Raw genomic sequence first — 22,592 nt, 5'->3', positions numbered from 1 at the left:
CCGCAGCGCCAGCGGAGGATGGCAGCCAAGCGACTTTGTTGTTTGGCGAGGAATGACGGCGCAGCCGGCAGGGGAAGAAAGTCGATTGGCGCCATTGCGGCTTAGGCGATCGAGGCGCAGCCGACCTTCGGCCAGATCAGCCCATTAAAGAGGCCGTTTGGAGCGGCCCACCAGATAGAGACATCAATGGAGAACCTGGCGATACCGTCGCTGGCGAAATCCTGGCTACGACGGTCACCGGCGTCGATGCTCCTCTGTACAGGCATCGCGAAGTCGCAAGCTGTTGTCAGCAACGCGAATAAGACACGCACGTGATGGTTCAAGTCACGGCTGACGTGCACCACCGGATATGCGCTATCTTTAGAACGGGTCGGAACGCCGTGGTGGATTCGAACTGTGCGTCGCGCGATGCCGTGTCAGCGACGACGCTAACAATGCGACGGCCAAAAAAAGCATCCTGCCCACGCCGGTTGTTCGGTGAGTTCGCCCAGATCCAGGCCCTGTTCGGTTGAACGGGCGTCGTTTATTCGCAGCTGTGATGCTAGCTGCGACGCAGCTGAAACGTTGACGGCAAGCGTGACGGCGTCGCGCGCCTTTGCTAGGGCGCGGACTTGAGCATCGCAAAAAGACGGACGGCGCTGGAGCCGGAGATCCGGCATCCCGGGCCAAGCACTCCAGCGAGCTGCAAATACAGTACGCGCTGCCCGATCGCGGCCGTATCGCACAATCGAAAAAAGGGTAGGGGCGGGCAGCGCTTACGTGCCGCCTCCCTTGGGGCGGAAGTCGAGGACTGGGATGCCGAGCTTCTTTGCCTTGTCTGCAAGATTGTCCTGAATTCCGGTCCCGGGAAAGACGATGACGCCTATCGGCAGCGCCTCCAGCATTGCGTCATTGCGCTTGAACGGGGCGGCTTTGGCATGCTTTGTCCAATCAGGGGCAAAGCCGATTTGGGGTACCTTGCGACGGTCTGCCCAACAGGAGGCGATCCTTTCGCCACCCTTCGCCGATTTCCCGTGCATCAATACCATGTCGGGATGCCTGGCGTGGACCTGGTCGAGCTTGGCCCAGATCAGCTGGTGGTCATTGAAGTCGAGCCCAGCGGTGAAGGCGATTTTCGGGCCAGGTGGCAGAAGGACTTCCTGCGAGGCGCGTTTCTTGGCGCTGAGAAAATCGCGGCTGTCGATCAGCGCAGAGGTCATGTTGCGATGGTTGACCATCGATCCGCTGCGCGGTCGCCAACTCGATCCGGTGTGGCGCTCGTAGTGCTCCGCGGCCTGATCACGCATCAGTTCGAAGGCGCTTTGGCGTTCGATCAGCGTCTGCCCTTCGGCCGTCAGGCGTTCCAGCTCGACGGATTTCACTTCGCTGCCGTCCTGCTCACGCTGGCTGCGGCGTTGCGCCTGCTCGTTGTGATCGAGTTCGCGCTCGATCCGATCTGCGGCGCGGTGAAAGATGTTGACGGTCGACCACAGAAGATCGTCGAGATCGGGCTCGAGGCGAGTGTCTTGCAGTGCCACGATGAGGGCGTCGAAGATGTCGGCGATCGCGCCGGCGACGCAGTGGCCCTCTGGAAGCGGTCGAGGATCAGGCTCATCCACGAAGGGACGGTAGCCATAGAGCTGGAGTTCGGTGAGGACGTGGTCGATGGGTGAAGACGAGTGCTGTGGTTCGTAGTCGTCATGCTCGCTCATTGGATGCTCCGCCGGTTGGACCGCGACCCTCGCGGCCTTCATGGCGACGGAAGCCGGCGAACGGGACGGACCTGCACCCGCAGCGAAGCGAAGGGCCGGAGTGTCAGCGGAGGAGGGTGAAGGCCGGCTATTTTGCTTCGCGATGGAAAGCGCTCCGTTGGGGAGCGCGCCGGAAAATAGTCGGCCGGAGACATTGCGGGTCCGGGTCGTTTGCTGGCCGATCGCCCTCTCGAAGGCCCGCAGGCGCGGTTCTCTCCGACTTCAGGAGCATCCAGTGATGCAAGCGACAGCGGACAGGCTGTTCGTTCCGAGTTATCCCGCCACTGCCATGAAACGGGCGATGTCCTGCGGGGCGAGCTGAACACGGACTGCTGCTCGAACGGCATCCACGCCTAGCGTACAGAGATCTTCGTTGAGGTCCCCAAGTGCCGGCGAGAGCACGACCGGCTCGATCCCGGCAGCATTCGCTCTTTCGATCAAGGTGTCACGCGCGCCATTACCGGCTGGATCGGCGTCGCGCACGATGTAGAGCCGTCTCAGCGTGAGGGGGAACAGCATGGCAGCAAGATGAGCGGCCGAGAGTGCCGCTGCCATAGCCATATCGGGCAGGATGCACCGAAGCGACAAGACGGTCTCGATGCCTTCGCCGCCCGCCATGACGTCGCCCGGCAGGCCAAAGCGAACCGCGTGACCAAGAAGATCGCCCATTGCGCGCCTCGGCGTACCGACCGGTGCCTTGCCCCAGCCGGAAGGATCAAGCCATGTGCGATGTGCGCCAGTCAAATGGCCGTCGAGATCGGTGACTGAAGCGATCATCGCCGGCCAGGTCTCAGTCGGCGCTTGTTCGTTGGGCCGGTAGTAGCAGCGCGGGTGAAAACGCAGGCTTCCGGTCCCGTGCAAAGCGGTAATACTGCGGTTGCGCAGATACGCCTCTACGACCGTACCCGCAATCGGCTGCGACATCGCAAACAGCCGACGCGCTGCTTCCGATGATCCGGATCGCGTGTCTACCGATTTCGGCCGGGGAGAAATCTGCTCTGGTTCGGGATGCGGCAAGCCGAGAAAAGTCATTGCTTCATTCGCAACGTCCTTGAAGTTGCTGAAGCCGCGGCTTTCGCGGATGACGTCTAGAAGGTCGCCATGCTCGCCAGTCGCCGCATCGGCCCATTTGCCGGCTGCTCCTTTTCCGTTTGCTGACCCGACGAGCCGCACGAACATTGAGCGGCCCGGCGTGTTTTGCGCATCGCCGACAAGCCAGTAGCGGCCCTCGCGATGCCCGTTCGAAAGATAGTAGCGACAAACCGCCTCAGCCTGCCGGCTGAGCCGGTGCGCCAGTTCTGACGCATCGTGGCGGGCCATCACGCATCCTCCCGCGTGTCGATGCGCTGGACTGGATAACCCTTCAGCAGCTTGCCCAGAATTGCGGGTCCAGATGCGTCGGCCGGCACGAACATGCGCAGCTTCCAGGAGATGATCTCTCGGAAGAGGCCGTAAGCCGAAAGACGGTCACGCATAGTGTCGTTGAAGCCCGTCAGCTCGATTCGGCTGACGCCCATGACGCGGCTGCGCCGAAGCTGCAGACCATCGGCGAGGTCCAGGATCGTTCGACCGCCCAGAAGCGCAACGAAAGCGTCACTGGCTGTGATGGAAGACGAGCTTGTTGCCTGTGCGCCCGCGATCCATGCTGGCGGGACCTGACGACCGATGATGCGCTCGCCATCGTCAGTCTGGAGCCGGTACACACGTGAGAATTCCCTGGGCAGACGCTTCCAGATCGGCAGCAGCATGCCGGCAACGACATGGATAGTGCTGTCCGTGAATTCGGGCACGTCAGCCGTCTCGACACCCCAGGCGTCAGCGAATGCAGCCTGCTCAGCCTCAACCCAGTGGCTCTCCGCCATCATCTTCAGTGAGGCCTGATGGTGCTCCATCGGCCGGATCAGCCGGACGCGCCATTCGATCTCGCCGTTGTCGAGCATGAGTGCGGGCGCTGGCACCTGTACGGCGGCGCGGCCGGATCGGTTGTTGACCAGGAGCTTCGCGCGGGGATCGTGAAGCTGGGCAAGGGCATCGGCAAGTGAAACGGGTCGATTGCGCTTGCGCTGGGCGATGGTCAGCAGTCGCGTTTCCGCACCGGTGGCGGCATGGACATGGATGACGCGTCGCTCGGTGACGACGACGCTCTCCGCACGCAGTGTTTCCAAGCCGATGTCGTAGGCACCGGAGGCGATGGCGCCCTCGATTTTCGCATTTAGCAATTGTTCGAAGGCCGTAAACAGGGCGGTTTGAAGCGCAATGGTAAGCGCCAGCAGCCGATTGAGGAAGGTCGTGATCGGCGGCAGTTCGTCCTTGATGCCGGTGGAATCCGTCAGTGTGAGGCCGGTCGCTTCCTCGAACATCTGGAGTGAGCAGCCGTCCACCTTGCCGCGAACCAGCAGCAGGTAAAGCTGCCGCAACGCGTCGCGGGCATAGTGCGACTCCAGATTGTCCTCAGGGCGAAATAGGCCTTGGCCGCCGGTCTGGCGCTGGCCGCGCGTAATGGCGCCCAATGTGTCGAGCCGCCGGGCTATCGTCGAGAGAAAGCGCTTCTCAGCCTTCACATCGGTCGCAACCGGCCGGAACAGCGGCGGCTGCGCCTGGTTCGTGCGGTTGGTGCGCCCTAAGCCCTGGATGGCGGCATCGGCCCTCCAGCCCGGCTCGAGCAGATAGTGAACTCGAAGGCGGCGGTTCTTCGCAGTGAGATCAGCGTGATAGCTGCGGCCAGTGCCACCGGCGTCGGAAAACACCAATATGCGCTTACAGTCATCCATGAATGCCTGTGCCTCGGCGAGATTGGCCGATCCGGCGCGATTTTCGACGACAAGGCGATCGATGCCTCGAGTGCTGGTCTTGCGCACGATTCGGCGCGACCGGCCTGTCACTTCCGCTACGAGGTCGGTGCCGAAGCGCTGTACGATCTGATCGAGTGCCCCCGGGACGGGGGCCAGCGAAGCGAGTTGCTCGATGAGGCGATCGCGGCGGGCGACCGCTTCGCGGCTCTCCACGGGCTGGCCGTCGCGATAGACCGGACGTGACGACAAATTGCCTTCGCTGTCGGTGAACGGCTCGTAGAGTTGCACCGGGAACGAATGCTGCAGATACGAGAGGACATATTCGCGCGGCGTGATATCGACGCGAACGTCGTTCCATTCCTCGGTTGGAATTTCCGCGAGACGCCGTTCCATCAGTGCCTCGCCGGTCGAGACGATCTGGATGACGGCGGCATGGCCCTGATGGAGATCGCGCTCGATCGAGCGTATCAGGGTCGGCGTCTTCATGCCGGTGAGCAAATGCCCGAAGAAGCGCTGTTTCGTGCTCTCGAATGCCGAACGTGCAGCCGACTTTGCCTGACGGTTCAGTGTCCCGGTCTCGCCTGTGACGTTGGCGGCCCGCATCGCGGCGTCGAGATTGTTATGAATGACGCTGAACGCTCCGGCATAGGCGTCGTAGATGCGGGTCTGCTCGGGGGTAAGCTGGTGCTCGACCAGCTCGTATTCGACACCATCGTACGAGAGCGATCGGGCCGTATAGAGACCGAGTGCGCGAAGGTCTCGGGCGAGCACTTCCATGGCGGCAACGCCGCCAGCCTCGATCGTCTCGACGAATTCGGCCCTGGTCGCGAAGGGCAAATCCTCACCACCCCATAGGCCCAAACGCTGCGCGTAGGCGAGGTTGTGGACGGTGGTTGCGCCCGTCGCCGAGACGTAGACGACGCGGGCGTTCGGCAGGGCGTTTTGGAGGCGGAGCCCGGCGCGTCCCTGCTGTGAGGCGGCGACGTCGCCGCGTTCTCCCTTGCCGCCTGCGGCGTTCTGCATGGCATGGCTCTCGTCGAAAATGATCACTCCGTCGAAGTCGGTGCCCAACCATTCGACGATCTGCCGCACGCGCGAGACCTTCTCACCGCGTTCGTCGGAGCGCAGCGTGGCGTAGGTGGTGAATAGGACCCCTTGATCGAGGCGGATGGCCTTGCCCTGCGGGAACCGCGACAGCGGCGTGACCAGCAGGCGCTCCATGCCGAGAGCAGACCAGTCGCGCTGGGCGTCTTCGATCAGCTTGTCGGATTTGGAGATCCACACTGCCTTGCGGCGGCCCTGCATCCAACTATCCAGGATGATGCCGGCCGACTGGCGGCCCTTGCCGGCGCCCGTCCCGTCGCCGAGCATGAAGCCCCGGCGGAATCGCACGACGTGCGCGGCATCGTCGCGCGCGGCAGAGACAAGATCGAAGGTGTCGTCCACCGTCCAGGAACCGGCGAGGAACTCCGAATGGGCCTCGCCGGCATAGATGACTGTTTCTAGCTGCGCGTCGGACAAGAGGCCGTCGCTGACAACCTTGGCAGGAAGAATCGGCCGGTAGCTCGGCTTCGGCGGAGCAACGGATGCCATGGACGCCGATTGAACCAGCTTGGTCGGATGCGGATGGGCGCCCGGAATGCGGATCGCCTGCAACCCGTACTCCTCATAGATGCCATCGGTGATGTGCCTACTTTCGGCAGGCCTCCAGTCCACAGTCTCGTAGGCAAGCTCGGCGCCTTCCGGCTCGGCGAGGCTGCGCACCGGAGAGGAAGCGGTGGATCTGGCGAGATCACCGCGCACCGTGCGCGCTGTGGGCCCCAGTGCCTTGACGGCGGGCGCAAAAGCCGAAGCGCTGACCGGCAGCCGTGCGGGAACGTGCTCGCCAATCCTGGCGATCAGTGTCGCGACATCGGGCGCCGTGCCGGCTGATGCTGGAAAGATGCCTGGATTGTCGGCCGGCAGTTTGTCGATGACGGTCAGCCGGGTCTCGACGGTGGTGCCATGCCTGGCGTAGACGGCGCCGTCGATCGCGGCGGTGAACACCACGCGACCGCGCTCCTGGAGCCTGACGAAGGACTCGCGCCAGATGCGCAGCTCTGGGGAAAAATTTGCCCCAGTGATTGCGACAAGCCGCCCCCCCTCGGCGAGCCGGGCCAACGCAGAGGCGACGTGGCGGTAGGCGGCGTCGGGCATGCGGCCGCTGACGTTAGCAAGCGCCGAGAACGGCGGGTTCATCAGCACGACGCTTGGTGCAATGCCGGGATCGAGATAATCATCGATCTGCGCTGCGTTGAAGCGAGTGACGGGGATGGCCGGAAAGAGCAACGAGAGAAGCCCGGCGCGGGCCTCGGCCAGTTCGTTGAGCAGCAGTGTGCTGCCGCTGATCTCGGCCAGAATAGCAAGTAACCCGGTGCCGGCGGAGGGCTCCAGCACGCGGTCGGCAGGGGTGATTGCCGCGGCAGTCACGGCCGCCAGACCGAGCGGAATGGGGGTGCTGAACTGCTGAAGCGCTTCGGTCTCTTCGGAGCGGCGCGTGTGCGTTGGGAACAGGCCGGCGATCTTGCCCAGCATCGGAAGTGCGGCGGCCGGAGAACCGGCTTTGCGGAAAAGCGACTTTCCGTATTTGCGCAGGAACAGCACCGTCGCGACTTCGCAAGCGTCATAGGCTGATTTCCAGTCCCATGCGCCGGACGCATCGGAGGCAGCGAAGGCAGCTTCCATGGCGGAGCGAAGGCTCGAGACGTCGACGCGCTGACCGCGTTCGAGATGGGGCAGAAGAAACTGCGCCGCGCTGTGGATGGCGGCAGCTGGTTCGACAGCCGGGGATGAGACAAGCGGAAGCGGCACTGCCGGAGCGGCAGTCTTCGAAGAAACATCAACCATGGAGAAAACCTCGAGGAGAGCGGAACGGGAATGAACCGGGCGGCCCTCTCTCTCGACCAATCCGGCTCAAATCCGCCCTGGCCGGCCTCTCCCCTCCGGACTGCGGTCTTGCCGATGACAATCCTTCTTCGATCCGGGCCTACCCTCCGTCAGCGCAACGACAGCGGCAACGCGGTTGGCAGCCCGGGGGCGATATCTTGGCACGCAGTGGGAACGGCGGGGCAGCAGCCGCCGAGCGAGAAGGACGCGGCAGAAGCGGCCAATTGGCTTTGCCCGTGTGAGAAAGTGAGCATCCGATAGGGTAGGACAGGGCGCGGGGCGGCCCCAGCCCCGCCCCCCGCGGGGGTGTATTAAGCGGCCCAGGTGGGGTAGCAGGGTTGAATATTCGCCTAGTAGTGGTAGAGGAATTCGGGCAGCTCTTCCCCACAGCCGTCGGCGCCGGCGCCGCTATCAGCGCCAGCACTGCCGTCGAGGTCGACCAGGCGCAGCGGCTCGGGCAGCCAGCCAGTATCGGTCAGCAAGCGCTCGGCCTCCTTCGCCATATCTCCCTTTTTCAGGTGCTCAATCAGCTGCGCGGCCTGTTCGCCCCTCGCCTCCCGCACCGCCTCGAGAATGCGAGACTTGGTGATGCGGCCGAGATAGTTTTCGACTGTCGGTGTCCAGCCGGCGTCGACCATATCGAGACCGACCGCGCGTGCCAGTCGATCAGCTTGCGCGATCCGCTGACGAACTCCGTGTGCCGATATAGCGCCGCCATAGCGGTCGCCTTTCTCCTGGAGCGCGTTCACGCCGTAGCTGACGCAATGGGCGAGCAACGCCGCGCGGCTGGTCTCATCAAGTGAGGCGATCCAGTCCCAAAGTGCATCGTCCTCGGTCGGCAGGTCCGATTTCCAGGCCTCATGGCGTTCGGCCACCGATTTCGCCGAGGGGCTGTCCTTCAGGTCACCTGCCTGCAGAGGGAAGAAGACGTGACGGATCGACGCCTCCAGGCACCCGTTCGTGGTGCGGTGCTGGAACGTGTCAGTGACCAGCTTGTGCAAGAGTGCTGTCAGGGCGACGTGAGGGTTGCCGGCAACCGCGTCGCGCAACGCCAGCGTCCGGTGTGCGCTCAACTCTGTCACCAGTCGGTCCGGCAGGGGCTTGACCGCGTCGTCCTCGTCTTCCTCGCACTCGACTGCCTGGCCGCCAACGGTGACAACGGCACGGTGCACCGACGAGTTGTCGGCAGCCCCGGACCCGCCATCCCTTTTCGATTCATTCGCGCCGTCAAATGACATCGGCGGCACGTCCTCAGGCCGGACAAAGCCGCGGTCGACCGAGAGCGAGCCGTCGGCGTCGATGCTGACGAACGCGCCGGCGATGGCGATGTCGGCCGGATCGAACTGCTTTGGGCGCTTGTCGAAATTGGCGAGCGCGGTCTCGATTTCACCGAGTCGCTGATCGACGTCTTCGGGCAGCTCGTCAGCACCCTCGTATTCGGTTTCAAGCTTGGCATGCTCGGCGTTGAGGGCATCGATGGTAGCCTGCTCCTCGGCAGAGAGATCGAGCGGATCACTCTGCAGCTGATACAGCCCACGCGTTGCGTCGTAGGGGAAGCTGACAGCGACCTCGACCCACTTCCAACCCTCGGCTGCAACTTCCTGGGCAACCGCCTTTAGCTTCTCGGCGACCAGGCGGTCCAGCATCGCTGCATCCTGCAGCCAGCCGCCGTCATCCGACTGGAACAGGTCGTGCATGACGATACCACCCGCGGCCTCATAGGCGTCGATCCCCACGAAGACGGCGCGCTTGTCGGAGGCGCGCACCGTCGTTTCGGTCAGCATGCGCCGGATTTGATAGGGCTCTTTCGACCAGGCATCCCTGATTGCCTCCCAGACCTGCTCCTGGCGAGCGCGGTCTTCAGAGACCGTGAAAGCCATGAGTTGCTCCAGCGTCATCCCGTCATCGGCATACACATCGAGCAGCACTGGCGAGACAGAAGCCAGCCTAAGCCGTTGCTTAACGACGTTGACTGACACGAAGAAGGCTGCGGCAATCTCCTCTTCGCTCATGCCTTTTTGGCGCATGTCCTGGAAGGCGCGAAACTGATCGAGCGGGTGCAGCGGCGCTCGCTCGATGTTCTCGGCGAGCGACACCTCCTCTGCAACGATCGCGCTGTGACGGGCGCGCACGACACAGGGCACGAGGGCGGTCTTGGCGAGGCGCTTTTGCTTCACCAGCAGCTCAAGCGCGCGGAAGCGCCGGCCTCCGGCAGGTACCTCAAACATGCCAGTCTCGTTACCGTCGCTGTCGACAACGGGCAAGACGCTGAGGCTCTGGATCAAGCCGCGGCGGGCGATCGAGGCCGCAAGATCCTCGATCGAGATGCCGACCTTGACGCGACGGACATTGGACTGGGAGAGCACCAGCTTGTTGAAGGGAATGTCGCGCGAGGACGACAGGGTGATCTTCTGAACGGCAGTAGCCATAGGATGTACTCCGCGACGGGCGGCCGAGAGCCTCTCTCTCGACCTCCAAACCCGTCATGAGAATTCCGTCACTCCTCTCCCTCCGATGTGCTCGGCACGACATTTGTCGCGGAGCAGCAGGTCGGTCCTGGCGCGCTGCAACGACTTCGCCGCAGCTGGGGTCCCGCATCGAGGCAGACTTCGGTCACGAACGCATCCGCAGCAAGACGCCGAACTGGAAGCGGGGGGCCATTATTCTGCCTCCCGCCGATCGTCGTCAGCGGCGACTTTGTCGGGCAAGAATCCCAAGAGATATTCCGCAGCCCTGCTCGCCAGAGAGGCGGCGCGAACGATCGCACGGTTATCCTCGCGCAGCACGTCCAGCCACGAGCCGATATAGTCGGCGTGACGCACGGTCGGCGTGATGCCCAGCGAGGCGCAGCAGAAAGCCGCACTTATCTCGGCAACCAGCTCTTCGAAGGCATACTTCTTGGTGCCGAAGGAACCGGACATATCCCGGTTGAGGCGTGAGGCATGACCGGTGGCGTGCCCGAGTTCATGCAGGGCGGTCCGATGCCAGTTGATCGGCTCGAAGTAGGCTTGGGGTGGCGGGACCCGCACATAATCGTGGTCCGGAGCGTAGAAGGCGCGGCTGCCACCAACCCGGAAATCGATCCCCGTCTTCTTGATCAACCTCTCGACCTTGGGCTCGATCAGTCCGAGTAAGGGCGGGGGCGTGGCCACCGCAACACCGTCGGGCAGCCCGTCGCACTGCGCGGCGTTGAACACCGTGAAGCGTTTGAGGAATGGGATCGATCGGGCTTGCTCGCCGGTTTCGCGGGCGCGTCTTTTCTCGTCGTCGGGCACGAACCGATGAGCGTAGACGACTGTCGTCCCATGCTCACCCTTGCGGACGCTACCGCCAAGCGCGAGCGCCTGGCGGAAGGTCAGCCAGCTCTGTCCGGAAAAGCCCTGCTCGATCACCGAACCCCAGAGGATCAGGATATTGATTCCAGAGTATTGCCGGTCGGTGGCGGCGTTCTTCGGCATGGCGAGCGGCGCTTTCGCAGCCGTCGTTCCCCATGGCTGAACCCAAGGCAGGCGACCGTCCTCCAGCTCGCCGATCATCTTGTTGGTGATGTCGTCATATAGGCTGGCCCGGGTGGGGGCAGCTTGGTGCTGATGCTTAGCCATTGCGAGTCTCCGCGCCGGGCGCCGGGAGCCTTTCTCCCAGCCTTCAACCCGTCAGTGCGCCAAGCGCGGGCCCTCTATCTCTATGGACTCGAACGAAGATTGCGGTTGCTGACCAACTCCGAGGTGAAAGACACCGCTCGATACCGCAGCGTGAGGCGATCAGCAGAACCCACTAAGCCGGGCGCACGGGAGTAGGCCCAAGCGACCCGGCAGTGAGTCCATGAAAACGGAAGCCGCACAGACAGGCGAAGCCAGTCAGGAGCGGTTTCACCGGCCACGGAAGTGGGGAGCCAGCCGAAAGGCTCGTGGAGTGCGCGTCAGCGCAACCGTTCCGATTAGCAGGTCAAAGGAGCATCTTTGCCGCAGGCGCTCCAGTCGGCGCTTTTCGCAGCCGTATATTCAGAGAAAAGATCGTGCGGCAGGGCATCCGGAATGGCGAGACAGAAAAGTGTGCTCAATGCGAACCGCGATCCGTCTGTTTCCGAGCGAAACTATCGGACCATAGAGATTGGCTGAGGGCTCCGTTTTGAAAATCCCCGACCAATTCGACGAGACCACGCCCCTGCGCGTCGCGATTGCAGCACGAATTGCCTTTCCCGATGGCTCGATGTGCGCAGCCGGCCTACGCAAGGAACGTGACGCCGGCCGACTTGAAACCGAGCTAATCGCAGGAAAGGAGTACGTCACCTTGCTGGCGATCACCAGAATGAGGGAACTATGCCGCGGGCGTCGAAAGGGCCACGCCTCGTCTGGCGCGGCGAAAGCTGGAAAAAAGACGGAACGCTCCGAAACAAAGCTGGATGGTTTATCCGCGATCGAACAACGTTCATCAGCGCTGGCAGCGGCGAAAAAGGCCATCCAGGACCTGAAGCTGAAAAGGCGCTCGCGGTCTACATCGCCGGCAAGTACCACCGAGCGCGCGGTGCAGAAGATGTCTTGATAGCCGATGTCGTCAGCGTCTACCTGAGAGAGGTTGCACCGAAGCATGCCGCGCCGGAAGAGACGGCGGCTCGGCTGGACAACATCCTCGATTTCTTCGGTGAAAGGACACTCGCCGCTATCAACGGCAAGCTTTGCCGCGACTACGTCGCGTTCTGTCCCACCGAAGCCGCTGCGCGCCGCCGACTCGAGGATCTTCGTGCGGCCATCAACTACTACCGCAGAGAAGGCCACACGACTGCCGCACCGACGATTGTCCTGCCTGACAAGGCCGGTGCGCGCGAGCGCTGGTTGACGCGCAGTGAGGCGGCCGCCCTCATCTGGGCCGCGTGGCGTATGAAGCAGAAATGGAAGGGCCAGGAGAGCGACCGGCGTACCGGACGACACCTCGCCCGCTTCATGCTTGTCGCGCTTTATACAGGAACGCGCTCTGCCGCAGTTTGCGGTGCCGCCATCCGTCCAACCAAAGGGCGTGGTTATGTGGACCTCGACCGCGGCATCTTTTACCGCCGCGCCGCTAGCGCAAAGAAGACCAAAAAACGCCAGCCGCCTGTGCGCTTGCCGGATAGACTGTTGGCGCACCTCCGCCGCTGGGCGTGCACAGATCTCGATATCAGGACCAAGGCGCGCGGCAAGAGCGCAAATATTGGTCGCAAGATATCGCAAGACTTTGTGGTGGAGTGGAATGGAAAGCCCGTGGAGTCGGTCAAGAAGAGCTTTAGGAGAGCTCGCGACGCTGCCGGCCTCGGTCCCGACGTCACTTCGCACACCCTTCGCCACACCGCTGCGACCTGGCTGATGCGGGCCGGCGCCGACATGTGGCAGGCGGCGGGCTTTCTCGGCATCACCGTGGATGTTCTGATCGATACTTATGGCCACCATCATCCCGACTTCCAGGCAGACGCCGCCGAGAAGATCGCGAAGAAGCACGTCGCGGCCAAGGCGACGAAAAGCTCGCTCAGGATAGGTTACGATGAAAACGTGAAGTCGGCCCGGTGACACCACAGGTTCCCCACACAAAGCCCGAAAGCAAATGCAATCATTGCGGAGCGAGCGTGACGAAGGAGCCCAGGAACCTGCGGCTTGCCTGGTAGCGCACATCGTTCGGGACGATGGGGTCGCAGGTTCAAATCCTGCCACTCCCAAAACACAGTCGAAATCCTGTCTCGGCTCGGAAGGCCCATCGGCCTCGCCGTCGATCTGCCGCGCTGAGGTCGAGCCGTGCATGAATGCGCCGAGGAACCAGAGCCGGTAAAGAACGGATGCCCATGGTCACCACGACGCGAGAGGCGCGGCCGCGAAGCAGCGTCTTGGTAAATCCGCCACCCTTGCCCGCATAGGCCACCGCGGCCACGCCGACGACAAAATCGACGGTGATTGTCAATCTAAACCCTCCGCGATCAAGACCGTGCTTTCTGGCGACCAGCTCAGCACGACGTCCTGACCTTCCGCCAGCCTGCCAGCGCCGGTGTTCTGCACAATTACCTTGAGCGTCTGGCCGGCACGCTCGACAAAGTAAGTGCTGCTATTTCCGGCGAAGATGCGTTTGGACACTTGCCCTCGCAGCACATTCGCGTTGGCGGCATCCGGAACGTCGGCATCAATGAAGATGCGGAGGCGTTCGGGCCGCACCGCGCAGCTTGCCTTGGCGCCAGCGGCAAGCTTGGCACCCGCGCCGGCGGCAATCGCTGTGCCGTCCGGCAGTCGGATGCCGTTGCCCGTGCTGTCGCCGCGAAAGATGTTAGCGTCGCCCAGGAAAGTGGCGGCAAACTCGCTCTTCGGCCGATCGTAGATCTCCTCGGGCGAGCCTTCCTGCACCAGCTTGCCATCGCGCAGAATGCCGATGCGGTCGCTCATCGTCAGCGCTTCTTCCTGGTCGTGGGTGACGAAGATGGTGGTGATGCCGATCTCGCGCTGGATGCGCTTGAGCTCGATCTGCATGTCGACGCGCAGCGCCTTGTCCAGCGCGCCGAGTGGCTCGTCAAGCAATAGCACGCGCGGCCGGATGACGATCGCGCGAGCGAGCGCAACCCGTTGGCGCTGGCCGCCGGACAGCTGATGCGGCCGGCGGCCGCCGAGCCTGCCGAGTTGCACAAGATCGAGTGCGCGCTGTACCTCGCTGGCAATCACCGCCTTGGGCTCGCCGCGCACCGACAGGCCAAAGGCGACATTGCCAGCAACGCTCATGTTGGGAAACAGGGCGTAGTTCTGGAACACCATGCCGATGCGCCGTTTTTCGACTGGCACCCGTTCGACGCTCTCACCACCTATGGTGATGCGGCCGGAATCGGGAAAGTCGAAGCCCGCGATTTGTCGCAGCAGCGTGGTCTTGCCGCTGCCTGACGGCCCGAGCAGGGCATAGAAGCCGCCATCGGCGAAATCGATAGACACATCGTCCAGCGCCTTGTGGGCACCGAAAGCGCGCGACACGTTCGCTACTTGGACGCCAGCCATTACTTCTCTCCGCCGAATTTGAAGAAGCGCGCCGTCAGCAGCATCAGTGCCATCGACACGACAATGATGATCGTCGAGACCGCATTGATCTCGGGGGTGAATCCCTTGCGGATCGCGGCGTAGATTTCGACCGGCAGCGTCGTCTGGCCGGGCGTCGACAAGAAGTAGGATACGACGAACTGGTCGAAGGACACGGCGAAGGCGAACAGCCCACCGGCAATGACGCCCGGCATGATCCAGGGCAGCGTGACGCGGTTCGTCAACTGCCATTGATTGGCGCCGAGCGAGCGCGCCGCCTCTTCCAGCTCGTGCGCGAAGGTCTGCAGTCGGGCCGACACGACGACAATGACGTAGGGAAGCGCAAGCGCGACGTGGCCAAGCAGGATGGCGAACAGGCCGCGCCCAATGCCGACGCCGAAGAAGAAGATCAACATCGCCGTGCCGGTTATCAGCCACGGAATGGCGATTGGCGGAAACAGCAGCGCCTGCAGGAATTTCTTGCCGCGAAACTCATAGCGGTAGAGCGCAAGTGACGCCGCCGAGCCAAGCACGACGCAGATGATGGTAGTGATGACTGCGATTTCGACACTGTTCCAGGTGGCTGAGATAAGCTGGTCGTTCTGCCACAGCGAGACATACCATTCCGCCGTCCATTCGAACGGCAGCTGGTAGAAGGGCGAAACGTTGAAAGACATTAGCGCCATGATGATGATGGGCACATAGAGGAAGGCGAGCAATAGCCAGATGTAAAGGCGGCCGAGCCATTCGAGAACACGTGTCGTCGCCATCACGTAGCCCTCCGCAGCACCGGCGAGGCAACCGCCAGGATGACCAGCACGACGGCCAACAGGATAAAAGAGAGCGCAGCACCCAGCGGCCAGTTGAACACGGCGACGAACTGGTCCTCGATGACAGTGCCGTAAAAGGTGCCGGTACGGCCCCCGAGGATGCGCGGTTCCATGAACGAACCAACAACCGGGACGAAGACGAGCGCTGCGCCCGCCACCAGCCCCGGCATCGACAGCGGAATGATGACTCGATTCAGCACCTGCAGCCGCGAGGCGCCGAGCGAGCGCCCGGCCTCGATCAGCGAGTCATCGATGGCCTGCAGGGTCAAGTAGCACGTCAGCACCATGTAAGGCACGTAGGAGTGCACCAGCCCGATGATGACGGCCGGATAGGAATACATTAGGTCGATGTTGATCTTGAACGGCAGCACTGCGTTCAGCGCGGTGTCGAGCATGCCTCCTTCACGCAGCACCATCGCCCAGGAGAAGATGCGCACCAGCCCGTTCGACCAGAACGGCAGGATGACGAGCAGGAAAATCGCCTCTCGGCTGCGGCCTTTCAGCACCTTGGCCAGCACATAAGCGGCGGGATAACCGATGACGATGCACCACAGCGTCACCTCGAGGCCGAGGCGCAGCGAGGCCAAAAGCAATGTCAGATAAAGGCTTTGTGAAAAGAAGGCGGCATAGTTTTCGAGTGTGAACGCCCACGGCTTTCCCGACAGCGGCAGGTCGGTCATGAAGGAGAAGAAGACCATGGCTGAGAGCGGCAGGAAGATCGCAACCGTCAGCCAGAGATAGGCAGGCGCCAGCAGTGCCAAGGCCGATCTCAATCCGCTGCGCGACGCGGCCGCAACCTGTGCTGCCATGACATCCTCCTCCCAGGATGGGGAAGCATCAGCCGACATGGATGGTCGGCTGATCCCGGCTTCTGCTGTTACTTCACGTCGACCTTGAGCTGCTGCCAGAGCGACAGATAGGTTTCGCGCTGGGCGTCTGTGATCGGCGCCTGGAACTGAATGCGCTTGGCGACTGCCGGGTCACCCATCACCTTGCGGTTGAACGCATCCCCGGGAAGTGCTTCTACAGCCTTGGTGTTGGCGGATACCGGGGCTCCGACCTTGGTGACCCATTCGACATAGAACTTCGGGTCGATCATGTAGTTGATGAAGGCCTCGGCGCCGGCGACATTCTTGGAACCGACCGGAATGGAGAAGGCGTCGAGCCAGGCGACAGCGCCCTCCTGCGGGATCACGAGCGAGACCGGCAGCTTGAAATGGGTCTTGGCGCGATCGGCCGAGCCGCTCCAATAGGTGCCGATGTCGATCTGGTTAGAGGCAGCCATCTGGTTCCAGTCGTTCTCCGAGCTCCAGAACGTCTTGATCTGCGGCATCAGCGAGGTGAGCTTCGCCTTGACCGCCTCGATATCCTTGATGTCGTTGATGTTCTGGCCGGTGGCAATGGCGCCGAACTGAACCGCCTCGACGGCATCATCACGGATGGTGACGCGGCCCTTGTGAGCGGGATCCCACATTTCGGCGATGCTCGTCGGCGGCTTATCGAAGGATTTTTCATTGATGGCGAGCGCCGTCAGCCCCCAGACCCACGGCACGCCATAGACCTTGCCGTCATGGACGAGCATCGGCGATCCGGCCTTGTCCTTGCTGATGTCGGGAAAGTTCGGCAGCTTGGACGTGTCGATCGGCTGAATCAGCTTTTCCGCCATCGCCTGGTCGTTGAAGGCGGCGTTGATCATGACGACATCGTAAAGGCCGGGATTGGTCCTGAGCTTGGTCAGCATCTCCTGTTCGGAATTGAAAAAATCGTTGACGACCTTGTTGCCGGTCGCCTTCTCGAAGGCTTCGATGGCCCACGGCTCGTCGGCGCCGTAGCCCTTCCAGTTGAGTACGTGCACCTCGTCGGCCTTGGCGGCAAATGCGAGTGCGGAGGTGAAGACGGCGGTCGCCGTCAGCAGGGCAGTCAAGTCGGGCATGCGCATGTTCGTTCCTCTCTGTGTTTGCCCGCTTCCCGGGCTTTGTCAGGCTGTCGGGCGTTTGGCCACTTGCTTCCGGCCATGGAGGCCGATCGGCGGACCGCCGGCATGGCTTAGGAATGTCTGGATCTCGTGGTCGGTCGGCGCTGATGAACCACCGTGGCGGGTGACGGAAATGGCCGCCGCCGCATTGGCGTAGCGCGCTGCTTCAAAAGGCGGCGCGCCGCGCGCCAGCGCGCTGACGAAAGCGCCGATATGGGTGTCGCCGGCGCCATTGGTGTCGATGGCGTCGACCTCGAAGCCGGCACTCGTTTGCGCCGAGCCATCGGCCAGCCGTATGTGGCAGCCTTTCGCTCCGGCGCGAATAACGACGCCGACGGCCTTCGGGGAGTGGTCGCTAAGAAGCCGTGACGCGAGTGTCTCGACGTCGCCCGGACCGGCAATCGCGGCCGCTTCCATCCTGTTGCAGCTCAACCAGGTGGTGCGGGCGAGTATCCGAGGCAGGATAGGGCGGGGAATGTCGACGACGACAGGTGTCGGGTCGAGGACAAGCGGTGTGTCGGCCGGAAGTGCCTCGATCCAGTCGACAAGCGCGTCTCGGCTTCCCGGATAGCTAAGCGTATAGCCGGAGGTGAACACCCAATCCCCCGGCGCGACCGAGACGGGCGCCATCATGTCAAGGCTGAGCAAGCTCTCCGCACCAGGCCACGAGACGAAGGTGCGCTCGGCATCGCTGCTGATCATGGCGACGCAATTGCCGCTGTCCATGACGGGCGATGGCGTCGTCAGTGTCTCGATCCCCTCACTGGCTAAGGCCGTGCGCAGGAAGTCGCCATTGGGTCCGCTGCCGAGCTGGCCGCCGAACACCACCTTCATGCCGGTGCGGCTGGCCGCGACCATCATGTTGAAGCCGCCGCCGGCGACTTGCGTGTAGCTCGACGCCGTCTTCTCCGTACCCGGCGCCGGCAAGGCGTCGATGCGGTAGACATAGTCGACCACCGCGCTGCCGACATGGACGAGACGCCCACTCATATCGCCGCATCCTTGCCGGGACCCGTCCTGTCGACACGGCGCTTGGATATACGGGCCGCAACAAGGTCGGCGGTGAGCGCGCCAACCGCCGCTATGTCGATGCCCTTGAGGTCTGCAATGCGGTTCTGAGGCAGTCGGGAAAAGCCGGTGCAGGCGCCGGCCACGCCGGTCGCGATGGCGCCGATCGTATCAGTGTCGCCACCGAGATTGGCACTGATCACCGCCGCTTGCCAGGGATTACCGCCGGCGACTTCCAGCACGGCGAATGCAGCCGGAACGGACTCCTGACTGGCGACGCCGGTGCCGACCAGATCGGTGATCAGCCGGATCGCGTCCTTCGTCGCCTTGCCGCGCACAAGCTCCTGCCCCCACCCAATGCGCGCGGCAATGTCACCGCCGGTCACCCAATGGCCGAGCGTTGCTCCGCACCTCGCCGCGGCGATGGCGCTGTCGGAAGCGGCGCGCCAGTCGCCGCCGGCGACGCCGCGGCTGACGGCCGCCGCAACGGCGGCTGCGGCCGCAATGGCAACCGAGGTGTTGTGCGTGGCCCGGCAGGTCTCGGCAACTTTGGCGACCAGCGCGTCCAGCGGCTCTGGCGGCATCATGATGCCGACCGGCGCAATGCGCATGGCCGCACCATTTGTGTCGCCGCTGCGCCCCGCTTCCTCGGCCGGCACGCCATTGTTGATGGCGTCGATGGCGCGTTTGGTCGATGGTCCCAGCAGATCGTAGCTGCCGCGCGCTTTGACGTCGCGCTCCCAGTCGAGCAGCGCGTTGACCCACCGCGCATGATCGAAGCGGTTACCGGATTCGACCAGGATACGGCCAAGCAGAAGCGCCTGTTCGGTGTCGTCGGTGATCGTTCCAGCGGGAAGGCCCTTCGACACCGGATGGTCGGCGAAAGGAGCAATGAAGCCCTCTACATGGGCGTAGAGTTCGGCAATCCGGGCCGGCGACAAAAGCTGCGTCGGCATGCCCAGCGCATCCCCCAGTGCCCCGCCGACAAGCGCCCCCATGGCCCGATCAATCATATTCCCGGTGTTGTCGTCCGGCATCACTCAGAACCTCATATGCAGCGCAAAATGCGCCGGGTTGAGCAGGCTGGTCACATATTCGATCGGCCGGTCATCGGCGGCGCGGGTCAACCGGCGACCGCGAAGGAACGGCGTGCCTTGCGGGCAACCGAGGATTGCAGAGTCCTCGGCGTTGAGCATTTCGATGCCGACCCATTCCTCGCCATGGTCGGGAATGAGGCCCGCGCCGCGCAGCGTCTGGTGCAGCGAGCCTTCGCGCAGGCCGCGCAACGGCACGTCCTCCAGTTCCGGCGACAATGGCAGGCGGCTGCGCTCGATGGAGATGGCGTGGCCGTCGCTGGCATTGGTGCGCACCCGGTCGACAGCGATGAAAAACGGGTTTTCTATACCAAGCAGTGCGGCAAGACCGGGGTCCTCGATCACCTCGAGCCGCAGCGTCCGCGTCTCGGCGTTGGCGCCGGCGTTGGCGAGCGCCCGCGACCAACCGATGGAGTCATCAACGGGCTTGCCATCGAAGGTGACGAAAGAGCCGATGCCGACTTTGGTCGTGATCAGCCCGCGGTTGGACAGTTCCTCGAGGCCTTTGCGGACGGTGTTGCGGCTGACGGAGAAACGCTGGACGAGCTTGTTCTCGCTTTGCAGCCGGTCGCCGAAGCCGAGAACACCGGAGCGGATTTCATGTTCGAGAACGGTGGCGATCTGTTCGGGCTTGCCCGTGCCGGGAGACAGTTGAACCGAGCGCCGCTTCATATGGGTACCTGTTCAGTGAACCTGTATAATCCTGTTCATATCACGGCAGGCTTGTCAACGAGTGCCGCATGGAGCAGTTCGTGATCCCGAGTCCGGTTCAACAGGACGGCATAAGGAGCGTCAGCCTAGCGCCGCCGCAGCCGAGACGCGGGATCGACCGCTCCCGTCGAGGGGCATCGTTTAGCAGGAGCTCGCGACCAAGGTGAATTCCAGGATCGCAGTCGGATGGGGGGAAAGGATGCCACACAACGCACTAGATACGGCGCACGACGGCCGCCTCGCCATCGTTGATCTCGCGGTCGCCGCCTGGCGAGGCCGTCAAACTACTCCTGTCGAGTGAGGTGAATTACGAGGGTAAATTGCCAGCCCGGACCCGCGAGAGGCAGGCGTGTCTTTCGAGAGTTGGAAAATCTTACAAATTTCGTCGGTCTGCTGCATTCTTCTTAAACATGGCCAAGACAAGCCGCTTGCCTTCGCGCACACTGTCTTCGAGCGGCTTCGCCTTCGCCAGATGCGCCGCAATCGCGCTAGCCAGCATGCAACCCGTCCCGCGCATTGATGCGACAAGACGAGGTGCGTCGAAGCGGATTGGTTCTTGATCGGAACGCAACAGAATATCGGTTGATCGAGGTCCTGATGCGTGGCCCCCTTTGATCAGCAGGCCCGGCACGCCGGCTGCCAGCAATTTCCGTCCCAGTCTCACCGCGTCGCTCTCGTCGGCTGGCGGTTCCGCACCAACAAGGAGCGCCAGCTCCAGGAGATTGGGGGTCACAAGGCAGCAAAGCGGCATCAGGTCGCGCCTCATGGCAGCGATGGCACCTGCTTCCAGAAGCCCCCGGCCGGAGCTCGAGGCCAGCACCGGATCGAGCACTGCCGGCACCTGCGGATTTTCGCGCAGCACGCCGGCAATGGCAACGACGATCTCAGCCGTTGCGAGCATGCCGATCTTAATTGCCGCCACCTTGTTGGCCTGTAGCGCGGCGCACATCTGATCGGCCACAAGATCGGGCTGCGAAGGATGGATTTCCATTACGGCTTCGTGCGTCTGCACCGTCAGCGCTGTGACAGCCAGGCAGGTGCGCACGCCAATGGAAGAGATCGTCTCGATATCACGTGCAATTCCAGCCCCACCGCTGGGGTCTGATCCGCCGACCACGAGCACATGCGGTTCTCGCCTCAGCGCCATGGCTTTGTCTTTTCGATCCATTCTCGCGTGCGCGCTTCGGGATCGGCATTCAACGTGATGTCGGTGACCACCGCCGCGCTGTCCGCACCAGCCTCGAAGACACCGTCGAGCCGGTCGGGGTTGAGGCCGCCGATGGAGACCAATGGGATCGGCGCCACTCGATGCTTCCACTCGCTGATCCGCTCGAGCCCTTGCGGCGCCCATTTCATCTGCTTCAGGATGGTGGGATAGATGGGGCCGAGCGCGATATAGTCGGGCTCGGCAGCGATGGCCGTTTCCAGTTCGAGATGATCGTGCGTGCTGAGCCCGAGCTTCAATCCGGCGTACTTAATCGCCAGCAGGTCGGCCGCAGCCAAATCCTCTTGGCCGAGATGGACGAAGTCGCAGCCTTCCTCAATGGCGAGCCGCCAATAATCGTTGACGATCAGTTGGCAACCATGGACCGCGCAGACGCCGTTCGCGCGGCGGATTTCCGTCCGCAGCGTGGCCTCGTCCCTATCCTTGATGCGCAACTGAACCAGCTTGACGCCAAGTGGCACCAGCCGTTCGATCCAGGCGGCGCTGTCGACGATCAGGTAGAAGGGATCGAACTTCATGAGAAAACCGCCCTGCCGAATGTTGGTGTCGACGGCACCGCGACGTCGCGGGGTTCGAGCATCCCCGAGCTGAAAGCTTCTCGACCGGCGTCGACCGCCTTGCCGAACGCACGCGCCATGCCGACCGGATCGGCCGCCTTGGCGACCGCTGTGTTCAGGAGCACGGCATCAAAGCCGAACTCCATGACTGTTGCCGCGTGCGATGGCCGTCCGAGACCAGCATCCACGATCAGCGGGACATCAGGGAAATGTCCGCGCATCGAGCGCAGCGCCATGATGTTGACCGGCCCGAGGGCGGAACCGATCGGTGCGCACCAGGGCATCAAGACCTTGCAGCCCGCCGCAAGCAGCCGCTCGGCGACGACAAGGTCGTCGGTAGTATACGGGAACACCGCAAAACCGTCCTCGCACAGGATGCGGGCGGCTTCGAGCAGACCGAACACGTCCGGCTGCAGCGTGTCGTGATTGCCGATCACTTCGAGCTTGATCCAGGGCGTGCCGAAGACTTCGCGCGCCATTTGTGCGGTCGTGACCGCTTCCTTGACGGAGTGGCAGCCAGCAGTGTTGGGCAGGATTCTGACCCCAAGCGACCGGATCAACGACCAGAATTTTTCGCCAGCCCTGCCGCCTGCCATTTCACGGCGCAACGAGACGGTCACCACCGAGGTGCCCGATGCCCTGACTGCATCGGCAAGGATGGCCGGCGAAGGATATTGAGCGGTGCCGAGAAGCAGGCGGGAGGGAAGCGTCGTCCCGAGAAGATCGAACATG

General features: G+C 63.1%; 18 protein-coding genes. 2 read left to right on the top strand and 16 right to left on the bottom strand.

Annotation, left to right across the window (positions count from 1 at the left end):
• Window positions 1–755: 755 nt before the first annotated feature.
• The 5 genes from NKH90_RS13850 to NKH90_RS13830 all read right to left on the bottom strand — a co-directional run bounded on the left by NKH90_RS13850 (window position 756) and on the right by NKH90_RS13830 (window position 11,049).
• Window positions 756–1,691: an SLOG family protein gene (locus NKH90_RS13850; protein WP_352819811.1), complete on the bottom strand. Its 936-nt coding sequence runs from the start codon at window positions 1,689–1,691 to the stop codon at window positions 756–758.
• A 312-nt stretch (window positions 1,692–2,003) separates the two neighbouring features.
• Window positions 2,004–3,050, bottom strand: coding sequence for a DUF7146 domain-containing protein (locus tag NKH90_RS13845; RefSeq protein WP_352819809.1), 1,047 nt, complete (start codon window positions 3,048–3,050; stop codon window positions 2,004–2,006).
• Window positions 3,050–7,408 (bottom strand): strawberry notch-like NTP hydrolase domain-containing protein, encoded by a 4,359-nt coding sequence (locus tag NKH90_RS13840; RefSeq protein WP_352819807.1) that lies wholly within the window; start codon window positions 7,406–7,408, stop codon window positions 3,050–3,052. Before NKH90_RS13840 ends, NKH90_RS13845 begins: the two co-directional genes overlap by 1 nt.
• Window positions 7,409–7,797: 389 nt before the next feature.
• Window positions 7,798–9,876, bottom strand: a complete 2,079-nt coding sequence (locus NKH90_RS13835) for a ParB/RepB/Spo0J family partition protein (protein ID WP_352819806.1) — start codon at window positions 9,874–9,876, stop codon at window positions 7,798–7,800.
• 231 nt (window positions 9,877–10,107) lie between these two features.
• Window positions 10,108–11,049, bottom strand: a complete 942-nt coding sequence (locus NKH90_RS13830) for an ArdC family protein (RefSeq protein WP_352819805.1) — start codon at window positions 11,047–11,049, stop codon at window positions 10,108–10,110.
• Between the two features lie 508 nt (window positions 11,050–11,557).
• On the opposite strand from NKH90_RS13830, the gene NKH90_RS13825 reads away from it, so the two are divergent.
• Both NKH90_RS13825 and NKH90_RS13820 read left to right on the top strand, forming a co-directional pair.
• Window positions 11,558–11,989 (top strand): excisionase, encoded by a 432-nt coding sequence (locus tag NKH90_RS13825; RefSeq protein WP_352819803.1) that lies wholly within the window; start codon window positions 11,558–11,560, stop codon window positions 11,987–11,989.
• Window positions 11,986–12,987, top strand: a complete 1,002-nt coding sequence (locus NKH90_RS13820) for a tyrosine-type recombinase/integrase (protein ID WP_352819801.1) — start codon at window positions 11,986–11,988, stop codon at window positions 12,985–12,987. Before NKH90_RS13825 ends, NKH90_RS13820 begins: the two co-directional genes overlap by 4 nt.
• A 127-nt stretch (window positions 12,988–13,114) precedes the next feature.
• Here the strand turns inward: NKH90_RS13820 and NKH90_RS13815 are convergent, their stop codons facing one another.
• From NKH90_RS13815 to NKH90_RS13765, 11 genes are all read right to left on the bottom strand, one after another.
• Window positions 13,115–13,372 (bottom strand): hypothetical protein, encoded by a 258-nt coding sequence (locus NKH90_RS13815; protein ID WP_352819800.1) that lies wholly within the window; start codon window positions 13,370–13,372, stop codon window positions 13,115–13,117.
• Complete coding sequence (locus NKH90_RS13810; RefSeq protein ID WP_352768537.1) at window positions 13,369–14,442, bottom strand: ABC transporter ATP-binding protein; 1,074 nt, start codon at window positions 14,440–14,442, stop codon at window positions 13,369–13,371. The genes NKH90_RS13815 and NKH90_RS13810 overlap by 4 nt, the downstream gene beginning before the upstream one ends.
• A complete protein-coding gene (locus tag NKH90_RS13805; RefSeq protein WP_352470538.1) occupies window positions 14,442–15,230 on the bottom strand; it encodes an ABC transporter permease in 789 nt (262 codons plus the stop codon). Before NKH90_RS13805 ends, NKH90_RS13810 begins: the two co-directional genes overlap by 1 nt.
• Window positions 15,230–16,099 (bottom strand): ABC transporter permease, encoded by an 870-nt coding sequence (locus NKH90_RS13800; RefSeq protein ID WP_352819798.1) that lies wholly within the window; start codon window positions 16,097–16,099, stop codon window positions 15,230–15,232. The genes NKH90_RS13805 and NKH90_RS13800 overlap by 1 nt, the downstream gene beginning before the upstream one ends.
• Window positions 16,100–16,167: 68 nt before the next feature.
• Window positions 16,168–17,229 (bottom strand): ABC transporter substrate-binding protein, encoded by a 1,062-nt coding sequence (locus NKH90_RS13795; RefSeq protein WP_352635147.1) that lies wholly within the window; start codon window positions 17,227–17,229, stop codon window positions 16,168–16,170.
• Window positions 17,230–17,268: 39 nt separating this feature from the next.
• Window positions 17,269–18,255, bottom strand: a complete 987-nt coding sequence (locus tag NKH90_RS13790; RefSeq protein WP_352768533.1) for a PfkB family carbohydrate kinase — start codon at window positions 18,253–18,255, stop codon at window positions 17,269–17,271.
• Entirely contained in the window at window positions 18,252–19,310 is a 1,059-nt protein-coding gene (locus tag NKH90_RS13785; RefSeq protein WP_352819796.1) for an ADP-ribosylglycohydrolase family protein, read from the bottom strand. Before NKH90_RS13785 ends, NKH90_RS13790 begins: the two co-directional genes overlap by 4 nt.
• 3 nt (window positions 19,311–19,313) lie before the next feature.
• Entirely contained in the window at window positions 19,314–20,039 is a 726-nt protein-coding gene (locus NKH90_RS13780; RefSeq protein ID WP_023679209.1) for a GntR family transcriptional regulator, read from the bottom strand.
• 412 nt (window positions 20,040–20,451) lie between these two features.
• Window positions 20,452–21,225 (bottom strand): hydroxymethylpyrimidine/phosphomethylpyrimidine kinase, encoded by a 774-nt coding sequence (locus NKH90_RS13775; protein WP_352768908.1) that lies wholly within the window; start codon window positions 21,223–21,225, stop codon window positions 20,452–20,454.
• Entirely contained in the window at window positions 21,216–21,821 is a 606-nt protein-coding gene (locus NKH90_RS13770; RefSeq protein ID WP_352819794.1) for a thiamine phosphate synthase, read from the bottom strand. Before NKH90_RS13770 ends, NKH90_RS13775 begins: the two co-directional genes overlap by 10 nt.
• A complete protein-coding gene (locus NKH90_RS13765; RefSeq protein ID WP_352540067.1) occupies window positions 21,818–22,591 on the bottom strand; it encodes a thiazole synthase in 774 nt (257 codons plus the stop codon). Before NKH90_RS13765 ends, NKH90_RS13770 begins: the two co-directional genes overlap by 4 nt.
• Between the last annotated feature and the right edge of the window lies 1 nt (window position 22,592).

It is taken from the genome of Mesorhizobium sp. M0898 (assembly GCF_040319695.1).
Lineage (GTDB): Bacteria > Pseudomonadota > Alphaproteobacteria > Rhizobiales > Rhizobiaceae > Mesorhizobium.
The sequence above is the reverse complement of the archived record's forward strand: the minus strand, read 5'-3'. Positions and strand labels throughout refer to the sequence as shown.